Genomic DNA, 24,909 nt, shown 5'->3' on the forward strand with positions numbered 1-24,909 from the left:
GTTTAAAACTGAAAGCGTACACTGCCGAAGATCCCAAAGTCGTTGGTATTGGACTTGAACAAAGACCGGTTCATACCCGGAGGAATATTCCGCAGCGGGGCACTACGCCATACGAGGTCTATCCGGAAGAGTTTGAAAATATTTTCAAAACCTGTTCCGATCTCGGTATAAAAACCGCCACGCAGAGAGCGTAGCCGGTACTCGTAATAATAGTCGGTGATATTTAAAAAGCGATGTTTATCGGACAGGTTGCCCCATACGGTTTTAAAATTCCAGAACTGCCGCATATTGGTTTTGCGCATAAATGGCAGCATATTCAGCAGTTTTTTCTCCAGGTTATGTTCTATGTTAATGCCGACATATTTATCGCTGATATACTCAAAGCGATTCATCAGGTTAAAGGACTGCTTGTTATAATAATAGATCTCATTACCCGGATGGATCTCCAGTACCATAAAGGGCAGGGCTTCTTTGGTGAGTACCTGTCCGCCATACACCATATAAGTGAGTTTACCCCAGCGCGGGATCCGCGTATTCTGGCTCACATTCACCCCCAGCCGCAGGTATTGATAATCGGAACTGAAGAGATTTTCGATGGCCCATGCTGTTCTTGCTTCGAATATGGGAAGATTGCTTTTCAGTTTAATTTCTTTGCGGTGGCGGGCAAATGTTCTTTCGCCGGGTGCATAACGGAAACGAAGACCTACTTCAGCACTCACAATATTGTTCTGGGCCGCATGACTAAGCAAAGTACGGGTGGCAGGCAGGGGCTTAAAGGTTTCATAAGCGGTACGGGTAAAAAAGGGCTGCACAGAAAATTTGTTTTTCCATTCTTTGGTGATAGCTACTTTCAGTTCTTCCACACCCAGAAACTTCTGCGGGATACCCTGTCTACGGATGAGCTGACTGAAGATATTATCCGTAGTAATGTCTTCATCGTTGTAACGGGTACGGCCATTATCCAGATCATGGGTGTACGATGAAAAGAGTGTGATCCCATCGTTCCCCGGAAGCTTGAAAGTGATATCACCTCTGCCTTTCCACCTGCCATCTCTGAATCCATAAGCCAGATAACCATGTAACCGGAGGTATTTGCTGAATTTTTCGGTAGTGCCCAGGTCAAAACGCATACGAAAGCGTTCCAGCTGGTTTCCACTAACCCATTTATACCAGGGTCCGATTTCTATCATTCCCAGTTTTTTATGTCCGTCAAAGAGGAAAGTGACTGCCTTGGTATACTTTATAAAAGCCGGAACGGTTTTGATCGTATCCATCATCCGGTACACTTTCTTTTCATTCACACTTAACTCTTCATGCCGCTGACCTTCCCAGAACGAAAGTTCTTTCTCCCTGGCGTTATCTGCTACAATCACTTCTTCTTTCTGGTTATTGGCCGTCAGTTTACGGTCGATCGCTGAATCATTGACCCGTACATTTTTATAGGTACTGGTTTTGCGGGCAATAAAAGATAGTTTCTCCTTGCCAAAGGGGGTAAAATCGATCACCGTCTTGTCTTTGGAAAACATCCAGGCGCTATCTGCACGCAGCCCAAACTCCTGCACAATGCTCAGCCGGTTTACGTAATTGATATTGGCCGAAGCTGAAATAGTCAGGTTGATTTTATAAATTCCCCAGTTGCCCCCATGTATCCAGCAATCGCCGCTGAAAGTGTTCTCACCTTCGCGTTTGGGACTGAAGAGAAGATGCAGGTAACGCTGTCCGCCGATATATTGTGTATCGGCCCCTTTGTAATTGTAGTATTTATCGCCCACATCACTCAATGGACTGATGAACTCTTTGCCCAGTGCATTGGTATAATTTTCATACACATTGATCTTCTGGTTCATGCCACCAATGAACTGCAGCATGCTTTCGTTTTTCATACCGTCTGTTTTGGCGGCTTTGATCTCTTCGCGTACGCGGTGTGGGTCAACAGAATAATAATAATCAGATAGTACTTCGGTCATGTACACCGGTAAAAAAGGTTTCTGGTCAGATACGCTGTCGATATTATCCAGCAGAAACAGGAAGGGCTTTAATAGTTTTTTATCTGTAAAGTACTTACGGCTTACATTATTAATATCGAGCTCCATTTTGTTATAGAGTTCATACGCATAGTTCTGGTATTTATAGGGGTTATTGCGGGCCTTGTTGTTTACGATGGCTTTCCACCACCGAAGTCCTTTGTTGAATTTGGATCTCACCTCTACCGTATTGGCCAATTTCAGTTCACGCATCACCAGCAAGAGATGGGCAGTGTCTTTAAGTGTGTTCCTGAATTTCTTATACACATCTGCAAACCCTACATAACTCACTACCAGGGTATCATCCAGGTTGTGGCTGAGGCGGAGGGTGAATTTGCCGGCACTGTCGGTAAGGGTGCCGACACCGGCTTTTTTCCAATACACACTGGCAAAAGAAACGGGTTCTTTGGTGAAGTCATTGATTACTGTACCATGCAGGTTTCCCCTTTGCTGTCCCTGCAGGCAGAAAGTACAGCACAAAAGCAGGCCTATACACAGGAGTGCTTTACGGAATGGGGGTTCAGTTATGCTCACACAAGGTTTTTACCGGGGGTTATCAAACAGACCGGTTTTTCAAAGGATTGGATAGGAACACCATATACAAGTCGGGCTAAGTAGTCTGACAGGTACCGGTGTAGTTTAAAACTAAGGATTTTGCCTGTTTCCAGGAAATCAATCTGACAATACTTACTCCCAACAGCCAAACGGTACTGAAATACTGTTAGAGAGACGGTTAAGAGGCTGACATTTTTGCATTTTTGGGCCGGATGGCATGAGGATTGACAAGGAAAGAGTAATTATTAATCTGAAATACAATAGTTATGGGCAAGATAATTGGAATTGACCTCGGTACAACCAACAGTTGTGTAGCCGTAATGGAAGGTAACGAGCCGGTAGTAATTGCCAATGATGAAGGGCGTAGAACCACCCCTTCGGTAGTGGCATTCCTGAAGAATGGTGAGCGTAAGGTAGGTGATCCGGCCAAAAGACAAGCCATTACCAACCCGCAGAACACGATCAGCAGTGTGAAGCGTTTTATGGGCCGCAGGCACGACGAAGTGACCGAAGAAATCAGTCACTGGAGTTATAAAGTAGCCAAAGGTGACAATAATACGGTTCGGGTGGCCATTGATGACCGCCTGTATACCCCACAGGAAATTTCTGCCATGATTCTGCAGAAAATGAAGAAAACGGCGGAAGATTACCTCGGACATGAGGTAACCGAAGCGGTGATTACCGTACCGGCTTATTTTAACGATGCACAGCGCCAGGCAACCAAAGAAGCCGGTGAAATTGCCGGTTTAACGGTTCGCAGGATTGTGAACGAGCCAACCGCTGCAGCACTGGCGTATGGTCTGGATAAAAAACATGCTGATCAGAAGATCGCGGTGTTTGACCTGGGTGGAGGTACTTTCGATATCTCGATCCTGGAACTGGGCGACGGTGTGTTTGAAGTAAAATCAACCAATGGCGATACCCACCTGGGTGGTGATGATTTTGATAAAGTGATCATGGACTGGCTGGCTGATGAATTCAAATCACAGGAAGCGATCGATCTGCGCAAGGATCCAATGGCCTTACAGCGTTTGAAAGAAGCTGCTGAAAAAGCAAAGATTGAGTTGAGTTCTTCTGCAGAAACAGAGATCAACCTCCCTTATATCACTGCGGTTGATGGTGTGCCTAAACACCTGGTGTTGAAACTGAGCCGTGCAAAATTTGAGCAGTTATCAGACAAATTGTTTGCCCGTTGCTTAAAACCTTGTGAAGAAGCATTGAAAGATGCCGGTTACAATACATCGCAGATCGACGAAGTGATCCTGGTGGGTGGTTCCACCCGTATTCCGAAAGTGCAGGAGATCGTAGAGAAATTCTTCGGTAAAAAACCCAACAAAGGCGTTAACCCGGATGAAGTAGTTGCCTTAGGTGCTGCTATCCAGGGTGCGGTATTAACCGGAGAAGTAAAAGATGTATTGCTGTTAGACGTTACACCGTTGAGCCTGGGTATTGAAACCATGGGTGGTGTAATGACAACCATGATCCCCTCTAACACCACCATTCCTACCAAGAAAACAGAAGTATATTCTACTGCCAGCGATAACCAGCCGGGTGTACAGATCCATGTATTACAGGGTGAACGTCCGATGGCTAACCAGAATAAGAGTCTGGGTATGTTTAATCTGGATGGTATTCCACCGGCACCACGGGGTGTTCCGCAGATCGAAGTAACGTTTGATATTGATGCCAATGGTATGCTGCATGTAAGTGCGAAAGACAAAGGCACCGGTAAAGAGCAGAAGATCCGGATCGAAGCAGGAAGTGGTCTGAGCAAGGAAGAAGTAGAGAAAATGAAAGCCGAAGCAAAAGCCAACGAAGCATCAGATAAAGAAGCCCGCGAGAAAGTGGAAAAACTGAATGCGGCGGATAGTATGATCTTCCAGACCGAGAAACAATTCAAGGAGTTTGGAGAGAAGATCTCTGCTGATAAAAAAGCACCTATCGAAGCGGCACTGGCTAAATTGAAAGAAGCTCATAAGAATCAGGACATAGCAGGTATTGATGCTGCCATGGCCGAGATGAATACTGCCTGGACCGCCGCCAGCGAAGAGATCTACAAAGCACAGGCTGAATCTGCACAGGGTGCAGGTGCACAACCTGGTGCAGATCAGAACGCAGGTGCACAGGCGCAGAACAATGATACTGTAGAAGATGCACAGTTTGAAGAAGTGAAGTAAAAGGATAAAGTTTGATAAGGGCCCTTACCTCATCGGTAAGGGCTTTTTCATGCCCGGTCAACATTCCTTTACAGGATTATACAGGATTTTGCCGCATTGTTTTGTTTTGCGTAAAGAGATGGGGCGGGTATTATTATTTCTGCAAGTCACAGACTTGTTTTTTGCAAGTTTTGTAAATCTTTCAAAAACGAGACTTTCTGATAAATATCATACAGACGATTTCAGAAGCTGGCTAACTTTGCATCTTGAAACTTCCTGTGTATCAGGTAGTTAAAAAAGGAGGCCTTATGTACTATCTTACTGAAAGAAGTGTCATGGCAAACGACAAAAACAGGGTTCTCGCAGTAACGGCAGACCGGTTGATCGCCTCATTTAGAGAAGAAGTATGTGTGGAAACGGGGAAAGAAGCGGTGTTTACACAGGTGGATCTCTGGAATCTGCAGAAACAGATGAAAACCATCCATGTCACAGACCGTTTTCCCAGAACCTGGGAAGGCAGTTGGTAAAAGAAACTATTAATCTTATCTGGTGAAGGTAGCTTTGGAATTAGTGAATAGGTAAGGGGTGCAGTTACAATCACAATTCCTTTTCTCTACTGAAAGGGTAGTGCCGTTTTCCATTCTGATGATGACAGATGTGGAAGGTATCAGCGAATTACCTGGAAAAGGAAAATTGGGAATTCCCAATGTATAACAATAGGTATTGCCATCTGCTTTTACTTCGGCAAAATGCCGGTTAATATACCCACTGTTCTCGGGATTGAAATAATATACGCCACTGGGTAATCCCTTCTGGTTGTTTCCCACAGAAAAAGCCTGTTTGGTAGGATCAATATTATCTTTCACCAGTGCAATATGGTTGTCCTCGGGTTGCCTCGCCATTCCCTGTCTGTACCAGTTGCCCATGGCAGTTGTCAGAATATCCTGCATAGATTCTCCGTACAATGGCAGGATGGTACGTTTTACTTTTCCGTCGAACCTGCCCAGTTTGGGTTCCAGTTGCGCCCTTGCGGAAGCATCAAAAAAATCGAGCGGGTTGGTGCCCGTACCATTCACCACAGCGCCGAAATCGATACCGGCCAGTCCGTTTTTTGTTTTGGCAATACCCAGTACTTCGCCGGGGGTGGCTGTTAAAGAAAGCTCCAGGTAACAGGGTTCAAAATAAGTGCCACCGGTTGCATAAGGTTTTTCGCATTTGGCAGAAGCAAAATTATTCACGGCCGCCAGCAAACGGGGTGATAACTGGCTTACATGCGACCAATAGAGATAACTTTTATCAGAGCCCATGGCAATGCTGTAATCTACGCGTTCGTTGGGGGCGCCGGCATCATAACGGATCCGGGTGATCCGGAAAATGGTCACATTGCCGGGTGATTTGATATTGAGAGAGGCCAGGTTGGTAAAACAATAAAAATACATGTGATCTGTAGGAAAAGTATGTGCAGGCGGGTTCAGATTGCCGAGGGGTACCAGTGCAGTGATATCAATAGTATCAAAAGGGATTACTGTAAAGGCATTTCTGATCAGGTCTGTACCATTGCTTTGGTTACCCATGACAAGGTCTTCAGCTGTTTTTTTGGTACAGGAAATAACCAGCACCAGCAACCCCAATAACCATGGTACAATTGATTTTCTCATAGTAGTAGCAGAACACTTCTCTAAACTAAACTAAACAAAACTATTTGTCTATCAAAGTGTTCCCGCTGCTATCCCTGCAACAGGTTGTATGAATAGATAGGAAATGCGTTTAATGCAGTAATTTTAAGGCAATATTTTCATCCTTTTTAAAATCCCCCGGATGCCCCGACTATTTGATCCACTCTCTATCCGCTCTATATCTTTTCCTAACCGGTTGGCCATATCTCCTATGTGTCAGTATTCGGCAGAAGAAGGTTTTGCCAACGACTGGCACCTGGTTCATCTCGGAAGCAGGGCTGTAGGTGGGGCAGGATTGATCATTATGGAAGCAACGGCTGTTGTGCCGGAAGGAAGGATTACCCCTTTTGACCTGGGTCTTTGGAAAGATGAACAGATTGCGGCACTTTCCAGGATCACAAGATTTATCAAAGCACAGGGTGCCGTGCCGGGTATACAGCTGGCGCATGCGGGCAGGAAAGCCAGTTGTGCAGCACCCTGGAAGGGAGGCAAACAATTGGCTGAAGAAGCCGGGGGCTGGCAGATAGTGGCGCCCAGTGCTATATCCTTTGAAGAAGGCACAAAGCTGCCTGTGGAAATGAGTGTGGCTGCCATTCAACAATTGACCAAAGATTTTGCATCAGCCGCCAAAAGGGCCAGAGAAGTAGGGTTTGAAGTAGTGGAGATTCATGCGGCACATGGATACCTTTTGCATGAATTTTATTCTCCGCTGAGTAATGTCCGTACGGATGCATATGGTGGCAGTTTTGACAACCGGATCCGTTTGCTGCTGGAAGTGGTGGCTGCGGTACAAACAGAGTGGCCGAAAGAACTTCCCTTGTTTGTGCGGATCTCTTCTACAGACTGGGTGGATGGTGGTTGGACGGTGACAGACTCGGTGGCATTGGCTACCCGTTTGCAAGAAGCCGGTGTTGATCTGATCGATTGTTCGTCCGGTGGTAATATTGGGTATGCCAAAATTCCGGTTGCACCGGGATACCAGGTTCCCTTTGCCAGTCAGATCCGGGAAGAAACCGGGATACTCACAGGTGCTGTTGGGATGATAACAACAGCCGAAGAGGCTGAAGCTATTATTGTAAAAGGAGAAGCTGATCTGGTACTGATAGCGAGAGAATCTTTACGGGATCCTTATTTCCCGCTACGGGCGGCATCGCAATTACAGCAGGATATTAATTGGCCGGTTCAGTATATGCGTGCTAAGAAGTAAAGCAGGGATAACCCCAAAAACGATTCTTATTCTTTCATCCGTAGATATAGATCTTCTACCTTTTTTCTGGCCCAGGGTGTTTTACGTAAAAACTTCAAACTGGAATTGATGCTGGGATTATTGGTAAAACAATTAACAGGGATATGCAATCCCAGTGTTTCCCATCCAAAATGCGCCACCAGCTCAGTGAGGATCACTTGCAGGGTCTTTCCGTGAAGGGGATCTTTGTGGTGTTGTTCCATAAACTATTGCGGCTGTAATATTAGCCATTATTTGATAAACCCGATCCGCTGCCTTTGGTGGAAGTCTTCTTCTTTCTGTTTTTGATCGATCAGAAAATGCAAAGCCTGGTATATTTCATTGAATTGTTGATTATTGGTGTTTTCCAACGCGGCCAGTTTTTCTGCGAGTTCCTTGTATTGAAGTGCCACCTGCCTCAGCGCAATAAAGGCACGAACAACCATGATATTGATATGGATGGCTTTTTCGCTGCGTAAAATACCTGCCAGCATGGTAACGCCATGCTCGGTGAAGGCGAAGGGAAGCTTACGGGAACCGCCCCAACTTGAAGTCACAATTTGTGACTTCAAGTTCTTGTATTCTGTGGGGGTTAACTGAAACATGAAATCCTCTGGAAATCGGGTGATATTTCTTTTAACCGCCTGATTAAGCACCTTGGTTTCTACATCATATAACCCAGCCAGGTCAAAATCAAGCATAATCTTTTCTCCCCGGATCTGGTATATTTTTTCTTGAATGATGGCGGTTTCCATTTTTTTAAGAAAGGTAGCGGGCTTTTTTATACAAATAATTGCGGTTAATACCTGTTATAAATACCTGCTATTCAGGTATTCCGGGAATGGTTTTGATTCTGCTGATGCGTGTTGGGTTCCGCTTATCCATTACGCTATTGATTTTTGTATGGATTCCTTTTATCTTGTTATCCCGTTGTTACCCAGTATTCATCACCTAAATTTTTTTGTATGAAAAAAATGTTCCTGTTCTTATCGTCTGTTCTGTTGTTATCCTTTTCTACCACTGACACCAGTTTAACCAAAGAGGAAAGAAAACTGGCTGCTGATTTTCTCACAGATACCAAAAACGGGATCCGGGAGGCAGTGAAGGGATTGAGCCTGGCTCAATTACAATTCAAACCTGCTGCGGATAAATGGAGTGTGGAGGATTGTCTGAAACATATTGCCCAGAGCGAACAAATGCTATGGGGTATGGTGGCCGGCAATTTAAAACAACCAGCCACTCCCGAAAAAAGAGGGGAAGTAAAATTCAAAGATGAGGATGTGATCAAAAATGTGGAGGACCGCAGTAACAAAGTAAAAACCTTTGCCCCACTGGAGCCGGTAAACACGCCTTTTAAAACAGCAGAAGAAGCCATGGCATCGTTCAGGGATAACAGGGATAAACTGATCGACTATGTAAATACCACCAACGATGACCTGCGTAACCATATCAACCAGTTACCGATTGGTGTGTACGACAGTTTTCAAATGCTGCTTTTTATCGGTGCCCATAGCAACCGCCATATGCAGCAGATCAATGAAGTGAAAGCTGATCCGAATTTCCCAAAAAATTAAATAGGTATTCTGCTAAAAGAAAAATCCTGCCAGTAAAGCAGGATTTTTCTGTATTTGAATAAACCTGTATTAGTTGTTGATTACAAAACTGATCGGAAGACTGTAATAACTCTTTACATTCTTGCCTTTGATCTGTCCGGGATTCCACCTGGGCATTTTAGATACAACATCCAGGGATGCTTCATCCAGGCCATAACCTTCTTTTTCGCCCTTGATTCTTGGTGTATATACTCTTCCGGCCTCGTCTACAGCAAATACTACATCTACTGTTGCTTCTACACCATTATCAATGGCATCTGCAGGGTAAACAATATTATCCTGTATAAATTTAGCTAATGCTTTTTCTCCACCGGGATAACTGGGTTTGATTTCAGACCTGTTATAGATACCCTCCTTATCCATTTCAATCACCAGATTGGCGTATTCCTGGTCATATTTTTTCTGCCAGTCGGATTGTAATACAATCACTCCCTTACCTTTTTTCTTAGCGGGGTTGGGTATTGCTTTTCCAGGGAGCTGTTCACTTCTCATGCTGGAGTCCATCTGCCTTTTCTGTAAAGCATCTGCTTCGTCGGCAGCTACAACAGCTGTCATGGAATCTTCGGTAGTTACAGCATCCGTTTTTGATTTGCAGGAAATTAATGTGCCGGTTGTTACTATGGCAGCCAAAATAAACAGAAATAACGGGGTGGTGATTTTTTTCATTCTTGATTAATTTTAATAAATAAGACTTACGGTTGTCTGTATGTACAAACATTTTCCTGTAAGTGAAGAAGGGCAAAGTTCCGGTTAGTATGCCGGGTGTTGTTATAGATGCTGTGGTAATGATTGTATTATTCACAGAAACAGACTGAGCTGTTTTCGTAAGGGGGGTAATAAAAAACCCCGCTGTGGAAGCGAGGTTTTTATGAAATGGGTGGTTATTCTTTTATAGTTATCGTTCAGGCCGCTGTAGCGTCCCGGCTGATATTAGCCGGCTACCTGTTTGCGGATGATATTCAGCGCAGCACCTGCTTTGAACCACTCGATTTGCTGTTCGTTATAGGTATGATTAGCAATAATGGTGTCTTTGCTGCCATCTGCATGGGTAAATACCAGTGTTAATGGTGTACCTGGCGCGAAGCTGGTAAGACCGATGATGTCGATGCTATCGTCTTCCTGGATCTTATCATAATCAGCTTTGTCAGCAAAAGTAAGTGCCAGCATGCCCTGTTTTTTCAGGTTGGTTTCGTGAATACGGGCAAATGATTTTACCAGGATTGCACGAACACCGAGGAAACGGGGCTCCATGGCAGCGTGTTCGCGTGAACTTCCTTCGCCATAGTTCTCATCGCCTACCACAATACTTCCTACACCTGCGGCTTTGTAAGCGCGCTGGGTAGCGGGTACCGGGCCGTATTCGCCGGTTAACTGGTTCTTAACGTTGTCGGTTTTTTCGTTGTAGAAGTTTACCGCACCGATCAGCATATTGTTACTGATATTATCGAGGTGGCCACGGAATTTTAACCAGGGACCTGCCATACTGATGTGGTCGGTGGTACATTTTCCTTTGGCTTTGATCAGGAGTTTCAATCCTTTCAGATCGGTTCCTTCCCACTCGGCAAATGGTGCAAGCAGCTGTAAACGCTTGCTGTCTGGCGCTACAGCCACTGTTACGCCGCTACCGTCGGCAGCAGGTGCCTGGTAACCGGGATCATCTACGGCAAAACCTTTTACGGGTAATTCAAAACCTGTGGGCGCATCCAGTTTTACCTGTTCACCTTTATCGTTGGTTAAGGTATCTGTCAACGGGTTAAAGTTCAGGTCTCCGGCAATAGCTAATGCGGTTACCAGTTCAGGTGAACCTACAAAAGCAAATGTATTCGGGTTACCATCGGCACGTTTGGCGAAGTTTCGGTTAAAGCTATGAACGATGGTGTTCTTTTCTTTTTTCTCGGCACCTACGCGGTCCCACATCCCAATACAAGGTCCACAGGCATTGGCAAATACTTTGGCACCAATTTTATCGAACTCGGCCAGGAATCCATCGCGCTCAATGGTAAAACGTACCTGCTCAGAACCAGGTGTGATGGTGAACTCACTTTTCAGGGTAAGTCCTTTTTCTTTTACCTGTCTGGCTAAACTAACGGCCCTGCTGATATCTTCATAAGAACTGTTAGTACAGCTACCGATCAGACCCACTTCAATTTTAGTAGGCCAACCATTGGCGGCTGCCGCTTCTTTCATTTTAGAGATAGGGGTGGCCAGATCTGGTGTGAAAGGTCCGTTCAGGTGGGGTTCCAGTTCGCTCAGGTTGATCTCGATCACTTCATCAAAGTATTTCTTAGGATCAGCGTATACTTCCGTATCTGCATTCAGGTAAGCACTGATTCCATCCGCCATTTTAGCTACTTCTTCGCGGCCGGTGGCTTTCAGGTAGCGGCTCATGCTGTCGTCGTAACCAAAAGTAGACGTGGTGGCACCGATTTCGGCACCCATATTACAGATGGTTCCTTTTCCGGTACAGCTCATGCTGGTGGCACCTTCGCCAAAATATTCCACAATGGCACCGGTTCCACCTTTTACGGTCAGGATACCGGCCACTTTCAGGATCACATCTTTGGGGGCTGTCCAGCCATTCAGTTTACCTGTCAGTTTTACACCGATCAGTTTAGGCCATTTCAGTTCCCATGGCAGACCCGCCATTACATCGCAGGCATCGGCACCACCTACACCAATGGCGATCATACCCAGACCACCGGCATTTACCGTGTGAGAATCGGTTCCGATCATCATACCGCCGGGGAATGCATAGTTTTCCAGTACTACCTGGTGAATGATACCTGCGCCGGGTTTCCAGAAGCCAATGCCATATTTGTTGGATACGGAAGCGAGGAAATCATATACTTCTTTACTTTCTGTATTGGCTACCTGCAGATCCTGTTTGGCTTCTACTTTGGCGGTAATCAGGTGGTCACAGTGTACGGTAGAGGGAACGGCCACTTTTGGGCGACCAGCCTGCATAAACTGCAATAATGCCATCTGTGCCGTAGCATCCTGCATGGCTACGCGGTCCGGTGCAAAATCTACATAAGTTTTTCCCCTTTCAAAACCGGCTGCCTGCTGGTCGGCATGCAGGTGGGCAAACAATATTTTCTCGCTCAGTGTTAACGGCCGTCCCAGTGCTTTACGGGCTGCATCTACCTTGGCAGGCATTTCGGCGTACACTTTTTTGATCATTTCAATGTCAAAAGCCATATGTCTAAATTTAAAATTTGTGTCTGTTCAGGATGCTGAACGCTGAATGCTGAACGCTTAACGGCAATAGAGAAAGAGAAACCTGCGTTAAGCTTTACGCGATCGGCGTTAAGCTTTTAAGTCGCGAATTTACGAAAAAACGGGTGGGGGTTAACACAGTTTTAAACTTTTATTAGTCTTATTTGTCTAATTTGCGTACAGTATTTACCGTCCCCCGGTAAATCAAACCCGTGTTATGCAAAAGATCAGAGAATTTCTCGAATTAAGCGCTTTTGGCGTTTGCTCTAAAATTGGTGAAAAACTGGGTATCGCTTCTGCGAAAATCCGTTTGTGGTTCATTTACATCAGTTTTCTTACCATGGGGTCTCCGTTGGTAATATATATGATCCTCGCTTTCTGGATCAATATCAAGAATTATATCCTGGCGGGGAGAAGAAATCCGATCAGGAACTGGTAAGAATCAATGAGTGAATGATAGGATGAGTGAATGAGTGAATGAGTGAATGAGTGAATGTGCAAAGAGCCACTATCATTTTGCAGCTTTCCGTAGTTTTACCAGCTTTTCCAATAGGGGTTCCAGCAAGTCAAGACGCAGCATATTGGCACCGTCGCTTTTGGCTACGGATGGGTTGGGATGTGTTTCTATGAAGAGACCGTCTGCTCCTGTGGCAATGGCCGCTTTGGCAATGGTTTCGATCATTTGTGGGTTCCCCCCGGTAACGCCGGATGTTTGATTGGGTTGCTGCAGTGAATGGGTGCAATCCATGATCACCGGTACTTTGTTTTCCTGCATAAGGGGAATATTCCGGTAATCTACCACCAGGTCCTGGTAACCAAATGTGTTTCCCCTTTCTGTCAGCATTACTTTTTCATTACCCGCCAGTTTGATCTTATCTACGGCAAATTTCATAGAAGGGCCACTCAGAAACTGTCCCTTTTTCACATTCACGATCTTTCCTGTTTCAGCGGCTGCTACCAGCAGGTCTGTTTGGCGGCATAAAAAAGCCGGGATCTGTAAAATATCAATAAAAGGGGCAGCCATAGCGGCTTCTTCATGTGCATGGATATCTGAAGTAGTGGGCAGGCCATAGGTAGTGCCTACTTTTTTGATCAGCGAAAGTCCATTATCATCACCGATACCGGTAAAAGAACCCGCACTGGTGCGGTTGGCTTTGCGGTAGCTGGCTTTAAACACATAGGGAATCTCAAGTCGTTGGCAGATAGCCGATACTTTATCTGCGATCTCCATTACCAGTTCCTCACTTTCTACCACACAGGGACCGGCAATCAGGAAAAAATGATCCGGGTTATAAGATTGGTTTTTGAACAATTCTGTGAGGTAAGAGGCTTGCATATAGCTGTATTGAATGAAGTGCAAATTTAAGCATTTCCTGCAGATGAATATAAACAGGCAGGTGACAGGCAGAACTATCTCTTCCTACATCCGATATTCCTTACGGGATATGCGATATTGGTACCTCTTTTTTAGTTTCTTTGCCTTGATTAAAAAGATTGCCATGTCTATTGTAAAAGATAAGATCCTCGTGATTGGTGCTTCCGGCCAGATCGGGGTGGAATTAACGCTTGCCCTCAGGAAAAAATACGGAAATAATAATGTGGTGGCTTCTGACCTCCGCGAAGAAAATCCGCTGCTGAAAGGAACAGGGCCCTATGTGAGCCTGGATGTGATGAACAAGGAAATGCTGCATGTGCAGGTGATCCGACAGAATATTACCCAGATCTATCTACTGGCCGCGATTTTATCCGCCACCGGCGAAAAAAATCCTAATCTTGCCTGGCACCTGAATATGCAGGGCTTGCTGAATGTGCTCGATATTGCCCGCGAAGAAAACCTGCAGAAAGTTTACTGGCCCAGCAGTATCGCTGTATTTGGCCCCACTTCTCCCAAGCAGAACTGCCCACAGCAAACAGTGATCGAACCCATTACGGTATATGGAATCAGTAAATATGCTGGAGAGTTCTGGTGCAATTATTATCATCAGCGGTATGGGGTTGATGTGCGTAGCATCCGTTATCCCGGACTGATCAGCTATAAATCGGAACCCGGTGGTGGTACCACCGATTATGCGGTTGAAATTTATGGGGAAGCGCTGGAGCGTAAAAAATTCAAATGTTTTTTACAGGAAGATACTTACCTGCCCATGATGTATATGCCCGATGCTATCCGCGCCACACTGGAGCTGATGGATGCACCCGCAGACAAGATCAGTATCCGTACCTCCTACAATATTTCCGGTATGAGTTTTTCTCCGAAAGAGATCGGTGCTGAAATTCAAAAACATATTCCTGATTTTGTGATGAGTTATGCCCCCGATTACCGGCAGGCCATTGCCAACAGCTGGCCGCAGAGTATTGATGACAGTGTGGCCTATCGGGATTGGGGATGGAAAGCAGAATATGACCTGGGGAAGATGACGGTGGATATGCTGGAGAATCTTAAATTAAAAATTAAAAATTAAAAATTAAAAATTGGAAGAACAGGGTAAAGCGATAGGATTATGTTCTTCGAATAAAGAGGGGGTTGCTATTTTCGGTGATCCGAAAATAGCAACCCCCTTAAATTTTTAATTTCTAATTGCTAATTATTAATTAAAACCTGACGCCGATTCCGATATTGGAACGGATACCAAACCAGGGGCCATCGGCTCTGATCAAGGCACCGGCGTTGTTGGCGCTACCTGTAATTTTATAAGGGCCAGAATTGTTTTTGATGTCGTTGATACTGTTGTTCAGTGCGGTTACTTCATCGTTGGATAAAGCAGATGCAAAGTTCAGATCACCCGAACCTTTCCCATAATGTCCGCCGATAATCTGGAGGTCAAGTACGATTTTGGTAGCAATCTGAAACTGCCAGCCCAGCAACAATCCCGGACTGGTAGAGTTGATTTTTCCAGAGAAGTTGGCTTCTTTGGAAAAGGTTTGTCCGGCAGTAGGGGCAGTGGTTGATGTATAGGTGTATTTTACGGGTGCAGAGATATCAAAATTGGCAAAACGAAGGTAAGGAGCCAGATAAAAACCTTTCATACGTCCCAGCCCTACATATACCCGGCCTTCCAGCGTCCAGGCGGTACCACCGATCTGGAAATTACCGAAGTTTATATTTTTGCTGTCGATAACATCAGCCAGTTTGTCCTGGAAAGGCAGACTGCCTTTTGCCATTGTACGGTAGCTGAGTGAGGCAGAGAAATGTTTGGTCAGACTGCGCTCATAGGTGAAGTGATAGTTTCGCATGGCTACAGAGCCAATGTTCCAGCGCAGGATGTTTTTCCCGCCGATCAGGCTTTGTGCTCCTGCGAACATGGGTAAACAGAGAAGCAGTACAATGATTTTTTTCATGGTTTAGGTTTTGGTTAGTGGTTTATTTTGCGAGTAGATCGGATATGGTTTTGTTCTCGAGAATGATGAGGGTATTATCGCGCACCTGTTTCATCACTTTGTTCAGGCCACATTTCTTTTCATCACAGTCCTTACATTTCTGGTAAAAATTGAGACTGACACAGGGCAATAAAGCTATCGGACCTTCAATCAGTCGCATTACCTGTGCGAGAGGGATTTCGGCGGGATCTGTTTTAAAAAAATAACCGCCTCCTTTTCCTTTTTTACTATCCAGCATCCCGGCTTTTTTCAGCTCAAGCAGGATATTCTCCAGAAATTTAAGGGGAATTTTTTTCTTTTTGGCAATTTCTGCAATCAATACAGGCCCGTCTTTTTTACGTTCGGCCATGTAGGTCAGTGCTTTTAATGCGTATTGTGTTTTCTTCGACAGCATGGTGTTAAATTAGCAAAAAAACGGATTCAGAATAAGGCCCATGGGGGCTGGATAGATTGGATTCATTGTTCGGGAGGTTGTTCTAACTGCAATAACTTCCCGGGGTATCATAAACAGTGGGGGCATGTTTACAGACCCAGTACATCCTTCATGCCAAATATACCTTTTTTATTCATAGCAAATTCGGCTGCCAGTACGGCTCCGCCGGCAAATCCGGTTCTGTTGTGTGCGGTATGGATGATCTCAATATCATCCACAGAAGAAGCATATTTGATTTTATGTGTACCCGGTGCCGGATCAATTCTTTCTGAAATAATTTCAAGCTCTTCCGGGTTTTGCGCGGGATGGTTTACCCAGATCTTCTTGGAAGGAATATTGGCCAGCACCTGCTCTGCTAAAGTAATGGCTGTACCACTCGGCGCGTCTTTTTTCTGGGTATGATGAATCTCTTCCATTACTACATTGTATTCCGGATAACCACTCATCAGTTTGGCGAGGCGGGTATTGAGTTCAAAGAAAAGGTTCACACCAATGCTGTAATTACTGGCATAAATAAGTGTGCCGTTCTGTTTTTCGCAAAAACTTTTTGCTTCATTCCAATGCTCCAGCCAGCCGGTAGAACCACATACCAGCGGAATTCCGATTTCGAGACATTTCATTACATTATCAAAAGCGCTGTGCGGGCCGGTAAACTCGATGGCCACATCTGCTTTGGCCATTTTCTCTTTATTCAGATCAGCTGCATTATTGAGATCAATGGTTAATATCACTTCATGTCCTTTTTCCAGGGCAATGCTTTCAATGGCTTTCCCCATTTTTCCGTAGCCGATCAGAGCAATCTTCATAGCGCAGATTTGATGAATTTGTATGATGGATATGATAGTATACCCTTATCCATTCTGCAAAGGAAACACATCGGAAGTAGAATTCAAGTTTCTGCAGGAATTTTCTTGGTAAGCGATGGCATTTTAGCGTGCTATCACCGGTTTGCGTGCGGGTGGTTTGAGGTTCAGGGTAAGGCCCAGACCGGGGGTACGGGTAAGGGGATTGAAAACAGGCGTGAGCTCCATTGTAAGATCATTGCTTACATCAAACTGTTTCAGATGGGCAAAAACAGTAGCATCGGCTACCTGCAATCCCCAGGCCAGCAGAAACCAAAGGATAGAATAATCCCGGTCGCGGCGGAAAGCGTTCCGGTAACTCTGCAAAGAAGTAATGCTGAGGTTTTTTAATTGCGGATCGATTAAGGGGAGATCGGTGGAATCTTTATTTGGTCCTGCCGCTTTAAACATTGCCTCGTAGGCAAATTTTGTTTTTTTATAGTAACTGTTGTTGTAGAAATACAAGCCGGTAGGGATCGCCAGCACACCATATACCAGCGGAATCTTCCAGTATTCCCTGTTGTATGCCTGCCCCCAACCCGGTATCAGTGCAGACCGGCGTGTGGCAATTCGGGGATCGTGTTTTTTGAGAGTATCTTTTTTTACAGCTACCGGTGGTTTCGGGGTACTGTCTGCAGGGTTGGTACTAAAGGCACTGCTGTTGGCCAATGCCTTTTTATCATCCTGTGCCTGCGCTTCACAGAAAACCACTACACCCATCAGTAACAATATGAAGAACAGATATAATCTCATCAGTGGTTAACTCACAGAAACATTCATGGCATCCAGTAATTTATTCAGTTCTTCCAGTGAATAATACTCGATGGTAATGCTTCCGTACCCTTTTTTATTATGAACCATTTTTACCTTAGTGGCAAAATGAGAGGCTAAATTATCTTCAATTTTTTTGTAGGCTGCCGGCAATTCAGACTTTACGGAACTTTTAACAGCACCGGATTTTTCGGCTTTGTACATATTGCGCACCAGTTCTTCTGTCTGGCGTACACTCAATCCTTTATCCTTGATCTCTTTATAAACGAATAACTGTTTATCGATGGTGTCAATATTCACCAATGCCCTCGCATGGCCCATGCTTAATGATCCGTTTCTTACTGCCAATTGAATATCAGGTGGCAGTTTCAGCAAACGCAGGTAGTTGGTAACGGTACTTCTTTCCTTACCCATTCTTTCGGCCACCTGTTCCTGTGTGTAGTCAAGTTCCTCCATCATACGTTTGTAGCTGAGGGCGATCTCTACTGCATTCAGGTCTTCGCGCTGTAAGTTTTCGAGTAAAGCCAGTTCCAGTAACTGCTGGTCGTTGGCCTGGCGTACATAGGCAGGTACATCTTTTAGTCCTGCAATCTTAGAAGCTCTGAAACGACGTTCACCTGCAATCAGCTGGTATTTGCCATTGGGTAATTTAGAAACGGTGAGGGGCTGAATGATATCGTGCAGCTTGATAGAAGCGGCCAGTTCATTCAAAGCGGTTTCATCAAAATCCCTTCTGGGCTGTTTGGGGTTGATCTGGATATCACTCAGTGCAATCCGGTTGGTATGGGTAACCTGTTCTACCACGTCGGTTTTTAAACTTCCTGCTGTTGTTTTCAGGTCCTGGTCAATATTCTGTAACAAAGAACGGAGGCCTTTGCCGATCAGGTCTTTGTTTTGTTTGGGAGTAGTCATTGTAATTAGAAATTAATCATTAGCAATTAGTAATTGGGTTCACGTTTGTGCAGTTAGTAATTATTCATTACTAACTACTCATTACTAATTCATTTATTCCAGGATTCTTTCTTCGTTTGTCATCTTGGTCATACCGTTATTCTGCAGGATTTCTTTGGCCAGGTTGAGGTAGTTAACGGCGCCTTTGCTTTCTGCATCGTACAGGATCACCGGTTTACCCACACTGGGTGCTTCACTTAAACGGGTATTGCGGTGGATGATGGTATCGAAGACCATATCGTCAAAATGTCTTCTTACCTCGCTGACCACCTGGTTGCACAAACGCAAACGGCCATCGTACATGGTCATCAGGATACCTTCAATCTGCAGTTCGGGGTTGAGGCGGCTTTGTACAATCTTGATGGTATTCAGCAATTTACCCAATCCTTCCAGTGCAAAAAATTCGCACTGTACCGGAACGATCACACTGTCAGATGCTACCAGTGAGTTAACAGTGATCAGGCCCAGTGAAGGAGAGCAGTCGATGATGATGAAATCATATTTATCACGTACCGCATCCAGGATACCTTTTAACACGTTCTCGCGGTTAGGATAATTGATCATTTCAATTTCAGCACCCACCAGGTCTATATGTGAAGGAACGATATCCAGATTGGGTACATCACTTTTCAGGATCACATCGGCGGCAGATACATTGTTAACCATACAGTCGTAGAGACTGTTGGTGATATTATGCAGGTCAAATCCAACGCCGGTGGTGCTGTTGGCCTGCGGGTCGGCATCTACCAGCAATGTTCTGAATTCGAGAACAGCCAGACTGGCTGCCACATTGATTGCCGATGTTGTTTTTCCTACGCCGCCTTTCTGATTGGCTACTCCGATAATTCTCGCCATGTTTACCCCCAAACTCCCTGCGGGAGCTTTTTTTGATGAAAAGTTAAATAGTGATTGTTTCGCTGATGGCCGGCAGCAGGAGTTGTTTCCCGCCCGCTGCAAAGCTGGCTTTTGCCGCGGCTTCATCGATCTTTATAAAACCAAATGTATTGTAATGTACGCCTACTACTGTTTTGCATTCAACAAAATCTGCCGCCCGGATGGCATCTTCCACATCCATGGTAAAATTGTCGCCAATGGGTAACACCGCAAAGTTCAGTTTGGCCCAAAGGGGGATGAGTTGCATATCGAGGGTTAAAGCCGTATCGCCGCTATAATAAAAATTACCCTCAGCCGTACTGAACAGGAATCCCATCGGGTTGCCGCCATAACTGCCATCGGGCAGGCCGCTGCTATGCTGGGCCACGGTGCATTTTACGGTGCCGAAGTCGAATTTCCATTTACCTCCCGTGTTCATAGGATGGGTATTGGTTATACCCTGTTTATTCAGCCACTCATGTATTTCCCAACTGGCAATTACCTGGCAGCCCGTTCTTTGTGCGATGGAAATGGCATCGGCAATATGGTCGGCATGACCATGTGATAAAAATATATAATCTGTTTCTATCTGATTAACATCTACATTTTTGGCCAGCTCGTTATAGGTAACAAAGGGGTCAAAGAGAATTTTTTTCTCTCCGATGTTTACCTGAAAGCAGGAATGGCCGTAATAGGTCAGTTTCATGTGGATGTCTGATTAGAAAGTTTCAAAAATACACTTTAGGCTACATCTTCCGAAACAATATTCTCCAAACCCTGTTATGAGAGAAGACAAGTTTTCAACAGTGGAAGGATTACCGCAAACCTGCCCGGAACCAGGAAGCCTATCTTTGTTCTTTTACCGGCAACAGATGCAATAAATCTGTTGCTGAAACGTCAACCCAGAAAAACAGATAAATTTAAATCGATGAGAAATGCCGGCACCTGGTGGATTATAGCCCTGATCATGTTATTACTGGATCTATATGTGTTTCAGGCCCTGAAAACGGTTACCCAAAGTTCCAATGAACGGCTGCGTACCGTTATTCATATTACCTATTGGGTCATTTCGGCGCTTACCCTGGCTGCCTTACTTTCTTTTCCTTATATCCAGGCTTTACAGAGCTCCAAGCTGTTCCGGAACTATGTTTTTGCCATATTGGTAGGCCTGTTTTTTGCCAAACTGGTGGGTTCATTGTTCTTTTTAACGGATGATTTGCGCCGGGGTTCCTTATTTCTGTTGTCTAAAGTGATGCCCGATACCGGTGCACGTTTTATGGGTGAGGGCAAAGGGATCCCCCGTTCTGCCTTCCTGAGCTGGCTCGGGCTGGGACTCGGTGGTGGCCTCTTCGGTACATTACTCTATGGATTCAGCAATAAATATAAATACCAGGTAAAAAAACTGACACTGGCTTTCGAAAACCTTCCAAAAGCTTTTGAAGGAATGAAGATTGTTCATATCAGTGATATACATAGTGGTAGCTTTCAGAATAAAGCGGCGGTGAACCATGGGGTTGACCTGATACTGCAACAAAAACCCGATCTGATCCTGTTTACGGGCGATCTGGTGAACGACCGGGCAGAAGAAATGCAGGAGTATATGGATGTGTTTAACCGGCTTACCGCACCCATGGGGGTTTACAGTTCGCTTGGTAACCATGATTATGGGGATTATGTGTCATGGCCATCGCAACAGGCCAAGGCAGAAAACCTGGAAAGGCTGAAACAGGTACATGCGCAACTGGGCTGGCGCTTGCTGATGAATGAACATGTGCTGTTTGAGAAAGGGGGTGAGCAGATCGCTTTGCTGGGTATTGAGAACTGGGGCGCCAAAGGGCGTTTTCCTAAATACGGGAAGATGCAGGAAGCTTATCCCGGTACCGAAAAAATCCCTTTTAAAATGCTCCTAAGCCACGATCCAAGCCATTGGGACGCTGAAGTGAAAACTCAATACAGCGATATCAATCTTATGTTCTCCGGCCATACGCATGGGATGCAGTTTGGTTTGGAAAATCCCTATTTCAAATGGAGTCCGGTGCAGTGGATGTATAAACAATGGGCAGGACTGTACGAAGAAGGTAACCAGAAATTATATGTGAACCGTGGATATGGATTTATCGGTTATCCCGGCAGGGTGGGTATCTTACCCGAAATAACAGTGATTGAGCTGGCAGTGAAAAGTTAAATTTTTTTACAGGCCGTCATAGATACTTGCAGATTTTACATTTTTAAACCTTTCTTTTTTCGATTGATTTTTTTGGCACGGTCATTGAATATAGACTATCAAACAAAATCAATTGTATGAAGAAAGTAATTTTGTCAGCCTTATTCCTGTTGTCGTTGGCAGGAATCTCACAGGCGCAAGGTGTAAGAGCAGGATTGAAAGCGGGAGCGAGTCTCAATAAGATCTCCGGTCAGTCTTTTAATGACGGGTTTGACCTGTCTTATCATTTTGGTGGTTTCCTGGAACTGGACCTGAATAAAAAATGGGGAATTCAGCCGGAATTACTCTGGAGCCAGACCGCATCCAAGCCTTCTAATTTCCAGACCTTGTATGCCGGTGTAACCAATCCGAGTTTCAATAGCAATAACCAGATCAAGTTAGATTACCTGAGTATTCCGATTTTGCTGCGTTATAATGTAGGTGGCATCCTTACCCTGAATGCCGGCCCTCAGTACAGTATCCTGATCAAGAAGGATAATACTTTGCTGCAGAATGGCCAGTCAGCGTTCAAAAGCGGAGACTTTGCTTTTGTAGCAGGAGCACAGTTGAACTTCAAGTTTCTGCGGATCTATGGAAGATATAATATCGGCTTGCAGAATATCAATGATATCGATAATAAAGACAAATGGACCAACCAGCAGATACAGGCAGGGTTAGGTTTCCGTTTCTAAAAGTAAACGCTGAACGCAAAACGCTTAACGCTGAACGCAATTTTATCTGCTTTTGGCGTTAAGCGTTTTGCATATCTATGATTTGAGTTTGAATTTCTTTTTCAGGGTTGTGATCCCTGCTTTAAATTCTTTCAGTTCCTGGATCTGTTGTTTGATAAAACTGTTTTCTTCCAGTTTACCCAGTACTTCATTCATCTCCCCGATACTTTCATATACCATTTTGCGATAGGGGTTGGTATAATCCTTGGCCCTTGCATCGTAAATGCCTTTGGTGAGCCACTCTTTGGTTACCACGGCCCTGTTAAGCAGGTTGGCGAACTGGTGGGCATCCATTTTTTTCAGGTGTATACCCGTGATGTCTGATAAAGAGGCCAGTGAGTGTTTGAGTTTCAGCAACGGGTATTTTTCTCCGTGAGCGGTATAATATTCGTGCACACCATCCCATGATTTAATTTTACCTGACTTGATTTTATCTTTCAATAGGGTGAGGTCCTCTTCGGGTAATAACTGTCCGCCAACATTGATCCAGTTGCCCCTGCTTTTTTTAGCCGGGATGGCTGCTTTTACTTCGTCCAGTGTGGATAGTTCATTACTGCGTATAAAATCCAGCAGACGGATAGTGCCGTAATACACGATCAGTTCTTCATAAATTTTATAGGAAGAAAGTACTTTGATCAGTACCACTTTTCGTTTGCTGTTCTCTACCTGTTCTGCCAGCACTTCCAGGTCGTTCACGATCTTGTTGCCGCTCTGCAGCAGGTACCGGCCGGCAGCAGCATCGTCGTTGAAAGTACCTTCCATTTTACCACTGCGTGCATAGGCTTTGCCAACAGCTGTTTCCATCAGTTCCATGGCTGTGAACATTTCATTCACCGTATCCGGTGCCAGAAAATCATATTCGATGTTTTGGATCTTTTCTGTGCGTTTATCCCTGTCTACATATTTCCAGGAATTACGCGCCAGCGCATAGAGGTTGTAGAGGAACCAGTAACCTGGCATGATCACCAGTCTGTCATTAGTAATATCATTGCTCACCAACGAGAAGGGGATGGGTATATTCAGTTCTGCCGGATAATCGCCCTTGGTTAAAATGGTAAAACTCGCAAATTGCGAATTGTGTTTCAGGCTCACGCATAAACCCGGCCAGAAACCACGACCCATGATGATTTCACCATCAGCCCCGCGGCTATTGTGATTAGATCCAATGGTGGCACCTGCGGCAATATTGCTTTGTCCCATTACCAGTGCCGCACACAAAAAGGAATTATTATGGTGCTGCTCGTGTGCCGGGAAGATCAGTGAATTCAATACCTCGCAACAGGAAATAGTGGCATTATTGCCGAGATAAGAGTTGATCAGCCTGGCTCCATATTTCAGTTGCGAATGAGAGGCCATGATAAAACGGACCGCTTTTACACCATAAAACAAACGGCAGCCAAAACCGATGATCCCGTTCACGATCTCGCAACCTTCGCCTATCTGTGTGCGGCCTTCCGGACCGGAATTCACCGTCAGGTTCTTGAGTTTATTGGCCCCTTTGAAGTAAGCGTCGGTTCCCACCCACACATCTTTGATGATCTTGCAGTTTTTGATCACCGTGCGGTCACCGATCTTGCCATAATAACCACGGCGGTTATCAAATTTCTGTTCGGTAAAGGCTTTGAATTTTTCCTGCAGGGTATGATCGTTGCGGAAACGGCTCCATAAAAAAGCATCTCCCGGTAACATACCATTAAACGGCATTACCCGTCTGCCCGTATTCTCATTACAAAGCTCCATCCAGATCCGCACATCTTCCGACTCACCTTCTTTTAAAATACCATTACCGAATTTGGCATGGTTGGTGGTTACCAGTTCATTCACATTGGTAATGATGGCTTCGCTGCCGATGATATAATGCGAGAGATAGTTAACATTATCGATCACCACATTGTCGCCAAAATCGCAACTGATAATGGTGGAGTTATACAAACCTACCGGCGCTTTCAGATCGCTGAAGCCCAGGCAGAAAGGTTCCAGTTTGCCGATCCTTACAAGTCCATAAAACTTACAGTTCTTTACCAGTTCTGGATTGAAGGCATCTGATACAAGGATATTGTTCCAGTTATCGCTGGTATTACCATTGCGTACCAGCATTTCTATTTCGTAGGCAGACAGTTTCCGGTAATGGATCCCGTTTTTGATCTGCATATCGCGCAGGTAATATTCATCTTTCCCCTTGGGGAGGTGAGGTGCTTTTACAAAATTATACCCCAATGCATCCAGGGGTGTTTTATAAATTATATTCTGTTGCGGCATTTT

At 45.0% G+C, this 24,909-nt stretch carries 23 protein-coding genes; 8 read left to right on the top strand and 15 right to left on the bottom strand.

What is annotated here, in order from left to right; genetic code table 11:
- Positions 1–2 precede the first annotated feature (2 nt).
- Positions 3–2,558 (bottom strand): DUF5686 and carboxypeptidase-like regulatory domain-containing protein, encoded by a 2,556-nt coding sequence (locus tag AC1RNB_RS02390; RefSeq protein ID WP_493080371.1) that lies wholly within the window; start codon positions 2,556–2,558, stop codon positions 3–5.
- A 287-nt stretch (positions 2,559–2,845) separates the two neighbouring features.
- Here AC1RNB_RS02390 and dnaK point away from each other — a divergent pair, with 287 nt between their 5' ends.
- Both dnaK and AC1RNB_RS02400 read left to right on the top strand, forming a co-directional pair.
- Positions 2,846–4,756, top strand: a complete 1,911-nt coding sequence (gene dnaK, locus AC1RNB_RS02395) for a molecular chaperone DnaK (protein ID WP_493080373.1) — start codon at positions 2,846–2,848, stop codon at positions 4,754–4,756.
- Between the two features lie 314 nt (positions 4,757–5,070).
- Entirely contained in the window at positions 5,071–5,262 is a 192-nt protein-coding gene (locus AC1RNB_RS02400; RefSeq protein ID WP_493080375.1) for a hypothetical protein, read from the top strand.
- A gap of 15 nt (positions 5,263–5,277) precedes the next feature.
- Here the strand turns inward: AC1RNB_RS02400 and AC1RNB_RS02405 are convergent, their stop codons facing one another.
- Positions 5,278–6,393 carry a hypothetical protein gene (locus AC1RNB_RS02405; protein ID WP_493080377.1) on the bottom strand — a complete coding sequence of 372 codons (1,116 nt, stop codon included), beginning with the start codon at positions 6,391–6,393 and terminating at the stop codon, positions 5,278–5,280.
- A gap of 160 nt (positions 6,394–6,553) precedes the next feature.
- On the opposite strand from AC1RNB_RS02405, the gene AC1RNB_RS02410 reads away from it, so the two are divergent.
- On the top strand, positions 6,554–7,618 hold the full coding sequence (locus AC1RNB_RS02410; RefSeq protein WP_493080379.1) for an NADH:flavin oxidoreductase/NADH oxidase: 1,065 nt from the start codon (positions 6,554–6,556) through the stop codon (positions 7,616–7,618).
- 26 nt (positions 7,619–7,644) lie between these two features.
- Here the strand turns inward: AC1RNB_RS02410 and AC1RNB_RS02415 are convergent, their stop codons facing one another.
- Together AC1RNB_RS02415 and AC1RNB_RS02420 are read right to left on the bottom strand one after the other, a co-directional pair.
- A complete protein-coding gene (locus AC1RNB_RS02415; RefSeq protein ID WP_493080381.1) occupies positions 7,645–7,860 on the bottom strand; it encodes a VF530 family protein in 216 nt (71 codons plus the stop codon).
- Positions 7,861–7,887: 27 nt separating this feature from the next.
- A complete protein-coding gene (locus tag AC1RNB_RS02420) occupies positions 7,888–8,391 on the bottom strand; it encodes an ORF6N domain-containing protein (RefSeq protein ID WP_493080382.1) in 504 nt (167 codons plus the stop codon).
- Between the two features lie 210 nt (positions 8,392–8,601).
- On the opposite strand from AC1RNB_RS02420, the gene AC1RNB_RS02425 reads away from it, so the two are divergent.
- Positions 8,602–9,210, top strand: coding sequence for a DinB family protein (locus tag AC1RNB_RS02425; RefSeq protein ID WP_493080384.1), 609 nt, complete (start codon positions 8,602–8,604; stop codon positions 9,208–9,210).
- Between the two features lie 69 nt (positions 9,211–9,279).
- Here the strand turns inward: AC1RNB_RS02425 and AC1RNB_RS02430 are convergent, their stop codons facing one another.
- Both AC1RNB_RS02430 and AC1RNB_RS02435 read right to left on the bottom strand, forming a co-directional pair.
- A complete protein-coding gene (locus AC1RNB_RS02430; RefSeq protein ID WP_493080386.1) occupies positions 9,280–9,915 on the bottom strand; it encodes an energy transducer TonB in 636 nt (211 codons plus the stop codon).
- Between the two features lie 264 nt (positions 9,916–10,179).
- Entirely contained in the window at positions 10,180–12,447 is a 2,268-nt protein-coding gene (locus tag AC1RNB_RS02435; RefSeq protein WP_493080388.1) for an aconitate hydratase, read from the bottom strand.
- Between the two features lie 235 nt (positions 12,448–12,682).
- Between AC1RNB_RS02435 and AC1RNB_RS02440 the strand changes: the two genes are divergently transcribed.
- Entirely contained in the window at positions 12,683–12,904 is a 222-nt protein-coding gene (locus tag AC1RNB_RS02440; RefSeq protein ID WP_493080390.1) for a PspC domain-containing protein, read from the top strand.
- 72 nt (positions 12,905–12,976) lie between these two features.
- Here the strand turns inward: AC1RNB_RS02440 and kdsA are convergent, their stop codons facing one another.
- Complete coding sequence (gene kdsA / locus AC1RNB_RS02445; RefSeq protein ID WP_493080391.1) at positions 12,977–13,801, bottom strand: 3-deoxy-8-phosphooctulonate synthase; 825 nt, start codon at positions 13,799–13,801, stop codon at positions 12,977–12,979.
- A gap of 163 nt (positions 13,802–13,964) precedes the next feature.
- Here kdsA and AC1RNB_RS02450 point away from each other — a divergent pair, with 163 nt between their 5' ends.
- Positions 13,965–14,927: an NAD-dependent epimerase/dehydratase family protein gene (locus tag AC1RNB_RS02450; protein WP_493080393.1), complete on the top strand. Its 963-nt coding sequence runs from the start codon at positions 13,965–13,967 to the stop codon at positions 14,925–14,927.
- Between the two features lie 130 nt (positions 14,928–15,057).
- Here the strand turns inward: AC1RNB_RS02450 and AC1RNB_RS02455 are convergent, their stop codons facing one another.
- The 7 genes from AC1RNB_RS02455 to AC1RNB_RS02485 all read right to left on the bottom strand — a co-directional run bounded on the left by AC1RNB_RS02455 (position 15,058) and on the right by AC1RNB_RS02485 (position 20,419).
- Positions 15,058–15,804 (bottom strand): hypothetical protein, encoded by a 747-nt coding sequence (locus AC1RNB_RS02455; protein ID WP_493080394.1) that lies wholly within the window; start codon positions 15,802–15,804, stop codon positions 15,058–15,060.
- Positions 15,805–15,826: 22 nt separating this feature from the next.
- Positions 15,827–16,237, bottom strand: coding sequence for an RrF2 family transcriptional regulator (locus AC1RNB_RS02460; RefSeq protein ID WP_493080395.1), 411 nt, complete (start codon positions 16,235–16,237; stop codon positions 15,827–15,829).
- 128 nt (positions 16,238–16,365) lie between these two features.
- Positions 16,366–17,082, bottom strand: coding sequence for a 4-hydroxy-tetrahydrodipicolinate reductase (dapB, locus tag AC1RNB_RS02465; RefSeq protein WP_493080397.1), 717 nt, complete (start codon positions 17,080–17,082; stop codon positions 16,366–16,368).
- Between the two features lie 123 nt (positions 17,083–17,205).
- Positions 17,206–17,871 carry a DUF5683 domain-containing protein gene (locus AC1RNB_RS02470; RefSeq protein ID WP_493080399.1) on the bottom strand — a complete coding sequence of 222 codons (666 nt, stop codon included), beginning with the start codon at positions 17,869–17,871 and terminating at the stop codon, positions 17,206–17,208.
- Between the two features lie 6 nt (positions 17,872–17,877).
- Positions 17,878–18,801: a ParB/RepB/Spo0J family partition protein gene (locus AC1RNB_RS02475; protein WP_493080403.1), complete on the bottom strand. Its 924-nt coding sequence runs from the start codon at positions 18,799–18,801 to the stop codon at positions 17,878–17,880.
- Positions 18,802–18,894: 93 nt separating this feature from the next.
- Positions 18,895–19,695: a ParA family protein gene (locus AC1RNB_RS02480; RefSeq protein WP_493080405.1), complete on the bottom strand. Its 801-nt coding sequence runs from the start codon at positions 19,693–19,695 to the stop codon at positions 18,895–18,897.
- Positions 19,696–19,738: 43 nt separating this feature from the next.
- Positions 19,739–20,419: a metal-dependent hydrolase gene (locus tag AC1RNB_RS02485; protein ID WP_493080407.1), complete on the bottom strand. Its 681-nt coding sequence runs from the start codon at positions 20,417–20,419 to the stop codon at positions 19,739–19,741.
- Positions 20,420–20,641: 222 nt separating this feature from the next.
- On the opposite strand from AC1RNB_RS02485, the gene AC1RNB_RS02490 reads away from it, so the two are divergent.
- Both AC1RNB_RS02490 and AC1RNB_RS02495 read left to right on the top strand, forming a co-directional pair.
- Positions 20,642–21,898, top strand: a complete 1,257-nt coding sequence (locus tag AC1RNB_RS02490; RefSeq protein WP_493080409.1) for a metallophosphoesterase — start codon at positions 20,642–20,644, stop codon at positions 21,896–21,898.
- A 116-nt stretch (positions 21,899–22,014) separates the two neighbouring features.
- Entirely contained in the window at positions 22,015–22,608 is a 594-nt protein-coding gene (locus AC1RNB_RS02495; RefSeq protein WP_493080411.1) for a porin family protein, read from the top strand.
- Positions 22,609–22,683: 75 nt separating this feature from the next.
- Here AC1RNB_RS02495 and AC1RNB_RS02500 read toward each other — a convergent pair whose 3' ends face one another.
- A complete protein-coding gene (locus tag AC1RNB_RS02500) occupies positions 22,684–24,906 on the bottom strand; it encodes a DUF4954 family protein (protein WP_493080412.1) in 2,223 nt (740 codons plus the stop codon).
- Between the last annotated feature and the right edge of the window lie 3 nt (positions 24,907–24,909).

It is taken from the genome of Sediminibacterium sp. GW821-FHT12F12 (genome assembly GCF_058806635.1).

What these genes read in the sequence shown, in the direction of transcription:
- AC1RNB_RS02490 (WP_493080409.1), top strand. Translation starts at nt 20,642, where the DNA reads ATGAGAAATGCCGGCACCTGGTGGATTATAGCCCTGATCATGTTATTA.
- AC1RNB_RS02500 (WP_493080412.1), bottom strand. Translation starts at nt 24,906, where the DNA reads ATGCCGCAACAGAATATAATTTATAAAACACCCCTGGATGCATTGGGG.
- AC1RNB_RS02495 (WP_493080411.1), top strand. Translation starts at nt 22,015, where the DNA reads ATGAAGAAAGTAATTTTGTCAGCCTTATTCCTGTTGTCGTTGGCAGGA.
- AC1RNB_RS02405 (WP_493080377.1), bottom strand. Translation starts at nt 6,393, where the DNA reads ATGAGAAAATCAATTGTACCATGGTTATTGGGGTTGCTGGTGCTGGTT.
- dnaK (WP_493080373.1), top strand. Translation starts at nt 2,846, where the DNA reads ATGGGCAAGATAATTGGAATTGACCTCGGTACAACCAACAGTTGTGTA.
- AC1RNB_RS02435 (WP_493080388.1), bottom strand. Translation starts at nt 12,447, where the DNA reads ATGGCTTTTGACATTGAAATGATCAAAAAAGTGTACGCCGAAATGCCT.
- AC1RNB_RS02450 (WP_493080393.1), top strand. Translation starts at nt 13,965, where the DNA reads ATGTCTATTGTAAAAGATAAGATCCTCGTGATTGGTGCTTCCGGCCAG.
- AC1RNB_RS02440 (WP_493080390.1), top strand. Translation starts at nt 12,683, where the DNA reads ATGCAAAAGATCAGAGAATTTCTCGAATTAAGCGCTTTTGGCGTTTGC.
- AC1RNB_RS02425 (WP_493080384.1), top strand. Translation starts at nt 8,602, where the DNA reads ATGAAAAAAATGTTCCTGTTCTTATCGTCTGTTCTGTTGTTATCCTTT.
- AC1RNB_RS02460 (WP_493080395.1), bottom strand. Translation starts at nt 16,237, where the DNA reads ATGCTGTCGAAGAAAACACAATACGCATTAAAAGCACTGACCTACATG.
- AC1RNB_RS02415 (WP_493080381.1), bottom strand. Translation starts at nt 7,860, where the DNA reads ATGGAACAACACCACAAAGATCCCCTTCACGGAAAGACCCTGCAAGTG.
- kdsA (WP_493080391.1), bottom strand. Translation starts at nt 13,801, where the DNA reads ATGCAAGCCTCTTACCTCACAGAATTGTTCAAAAACCAATCTTATAAC.
- AC1RNB_RS02480 (WP_493080405.1), bottom strand. Translation starts at nt 19,695, where the DNA reads ATGGCGAGAATTATCGGAGTAGCCAATCAGAAAGGCGGCGTAGGAAAA.
- AC1RNB_RS02470 (WP_493080399.1), bottom strand. Translation starts at nt 17,871, where the DNA reads ATGAGATTATATCTGTTCTTCATATTGTTACTGATGGGTGTAGTGGTT.
- AC1RNB_RS02485 (WP_493080407.1), bottom strand. Translation starts at nt 20,419, where the DNA reads ATGAAACTGACCTATTACGGCCATTCCTGCTTTCAGGTAAACATCGGA.
- AC1RNB_RS02455 (WP_493080394.1), bottom strand. Translation starts at nt 15,804, where the DNA reads ATGAAAAAAATCATTGTACTGCTTCTCTGTTTACCCATGTTCGCAGGA.
- AC1RNB_RS02400 (WP_493080375.1), top strand. Translation starts at nt 5,071, where the DNA reads ATGGCAAACGACAAAAACAGGGTTCTCGCAGTAACGGCAGACCGGTTG.
- AC1RNB_RS02410 (WP_493080379.1), top strand. Translation starts at nt 6,554, where the DNA reads ATGCCCCGACTATTTGATCCACTCTCTATCCGCTCTATATCTTTTCCT.
- AC1RNB_RS02420 (WP_493080382.1), bottom strand. Translation starts at nt 8,391, where the DNA reads ATGGAAACCGCCATCATTCAAGAAAAAATATACCAGATCCGGGGAGAA.
- AC1RNB_RS02475 (WP_493080403.1), bottom strand. Translation starts at nt 18,801, where the DNA reads ATGACTACTCCCAAACAAAACAAAGACCTGATCGGCAAAGGCCTCCGT.
- dapB (WP_493080397.1), bottom strand. Translation starts at nt 17,082, where the DNA reads ATGAAGATTGCTCTGATCGGCTACGGAAAAATGGGGAAAGCCATTGAA.
- AC1RNB_RS02430 (WP_493080386.1), bottom strand. Translation starts at nt 9,915, where the DNA reads ATGAAAAAAATCACCACCCCGTTATTTCTGTTTATTTTGGCTGCCATA.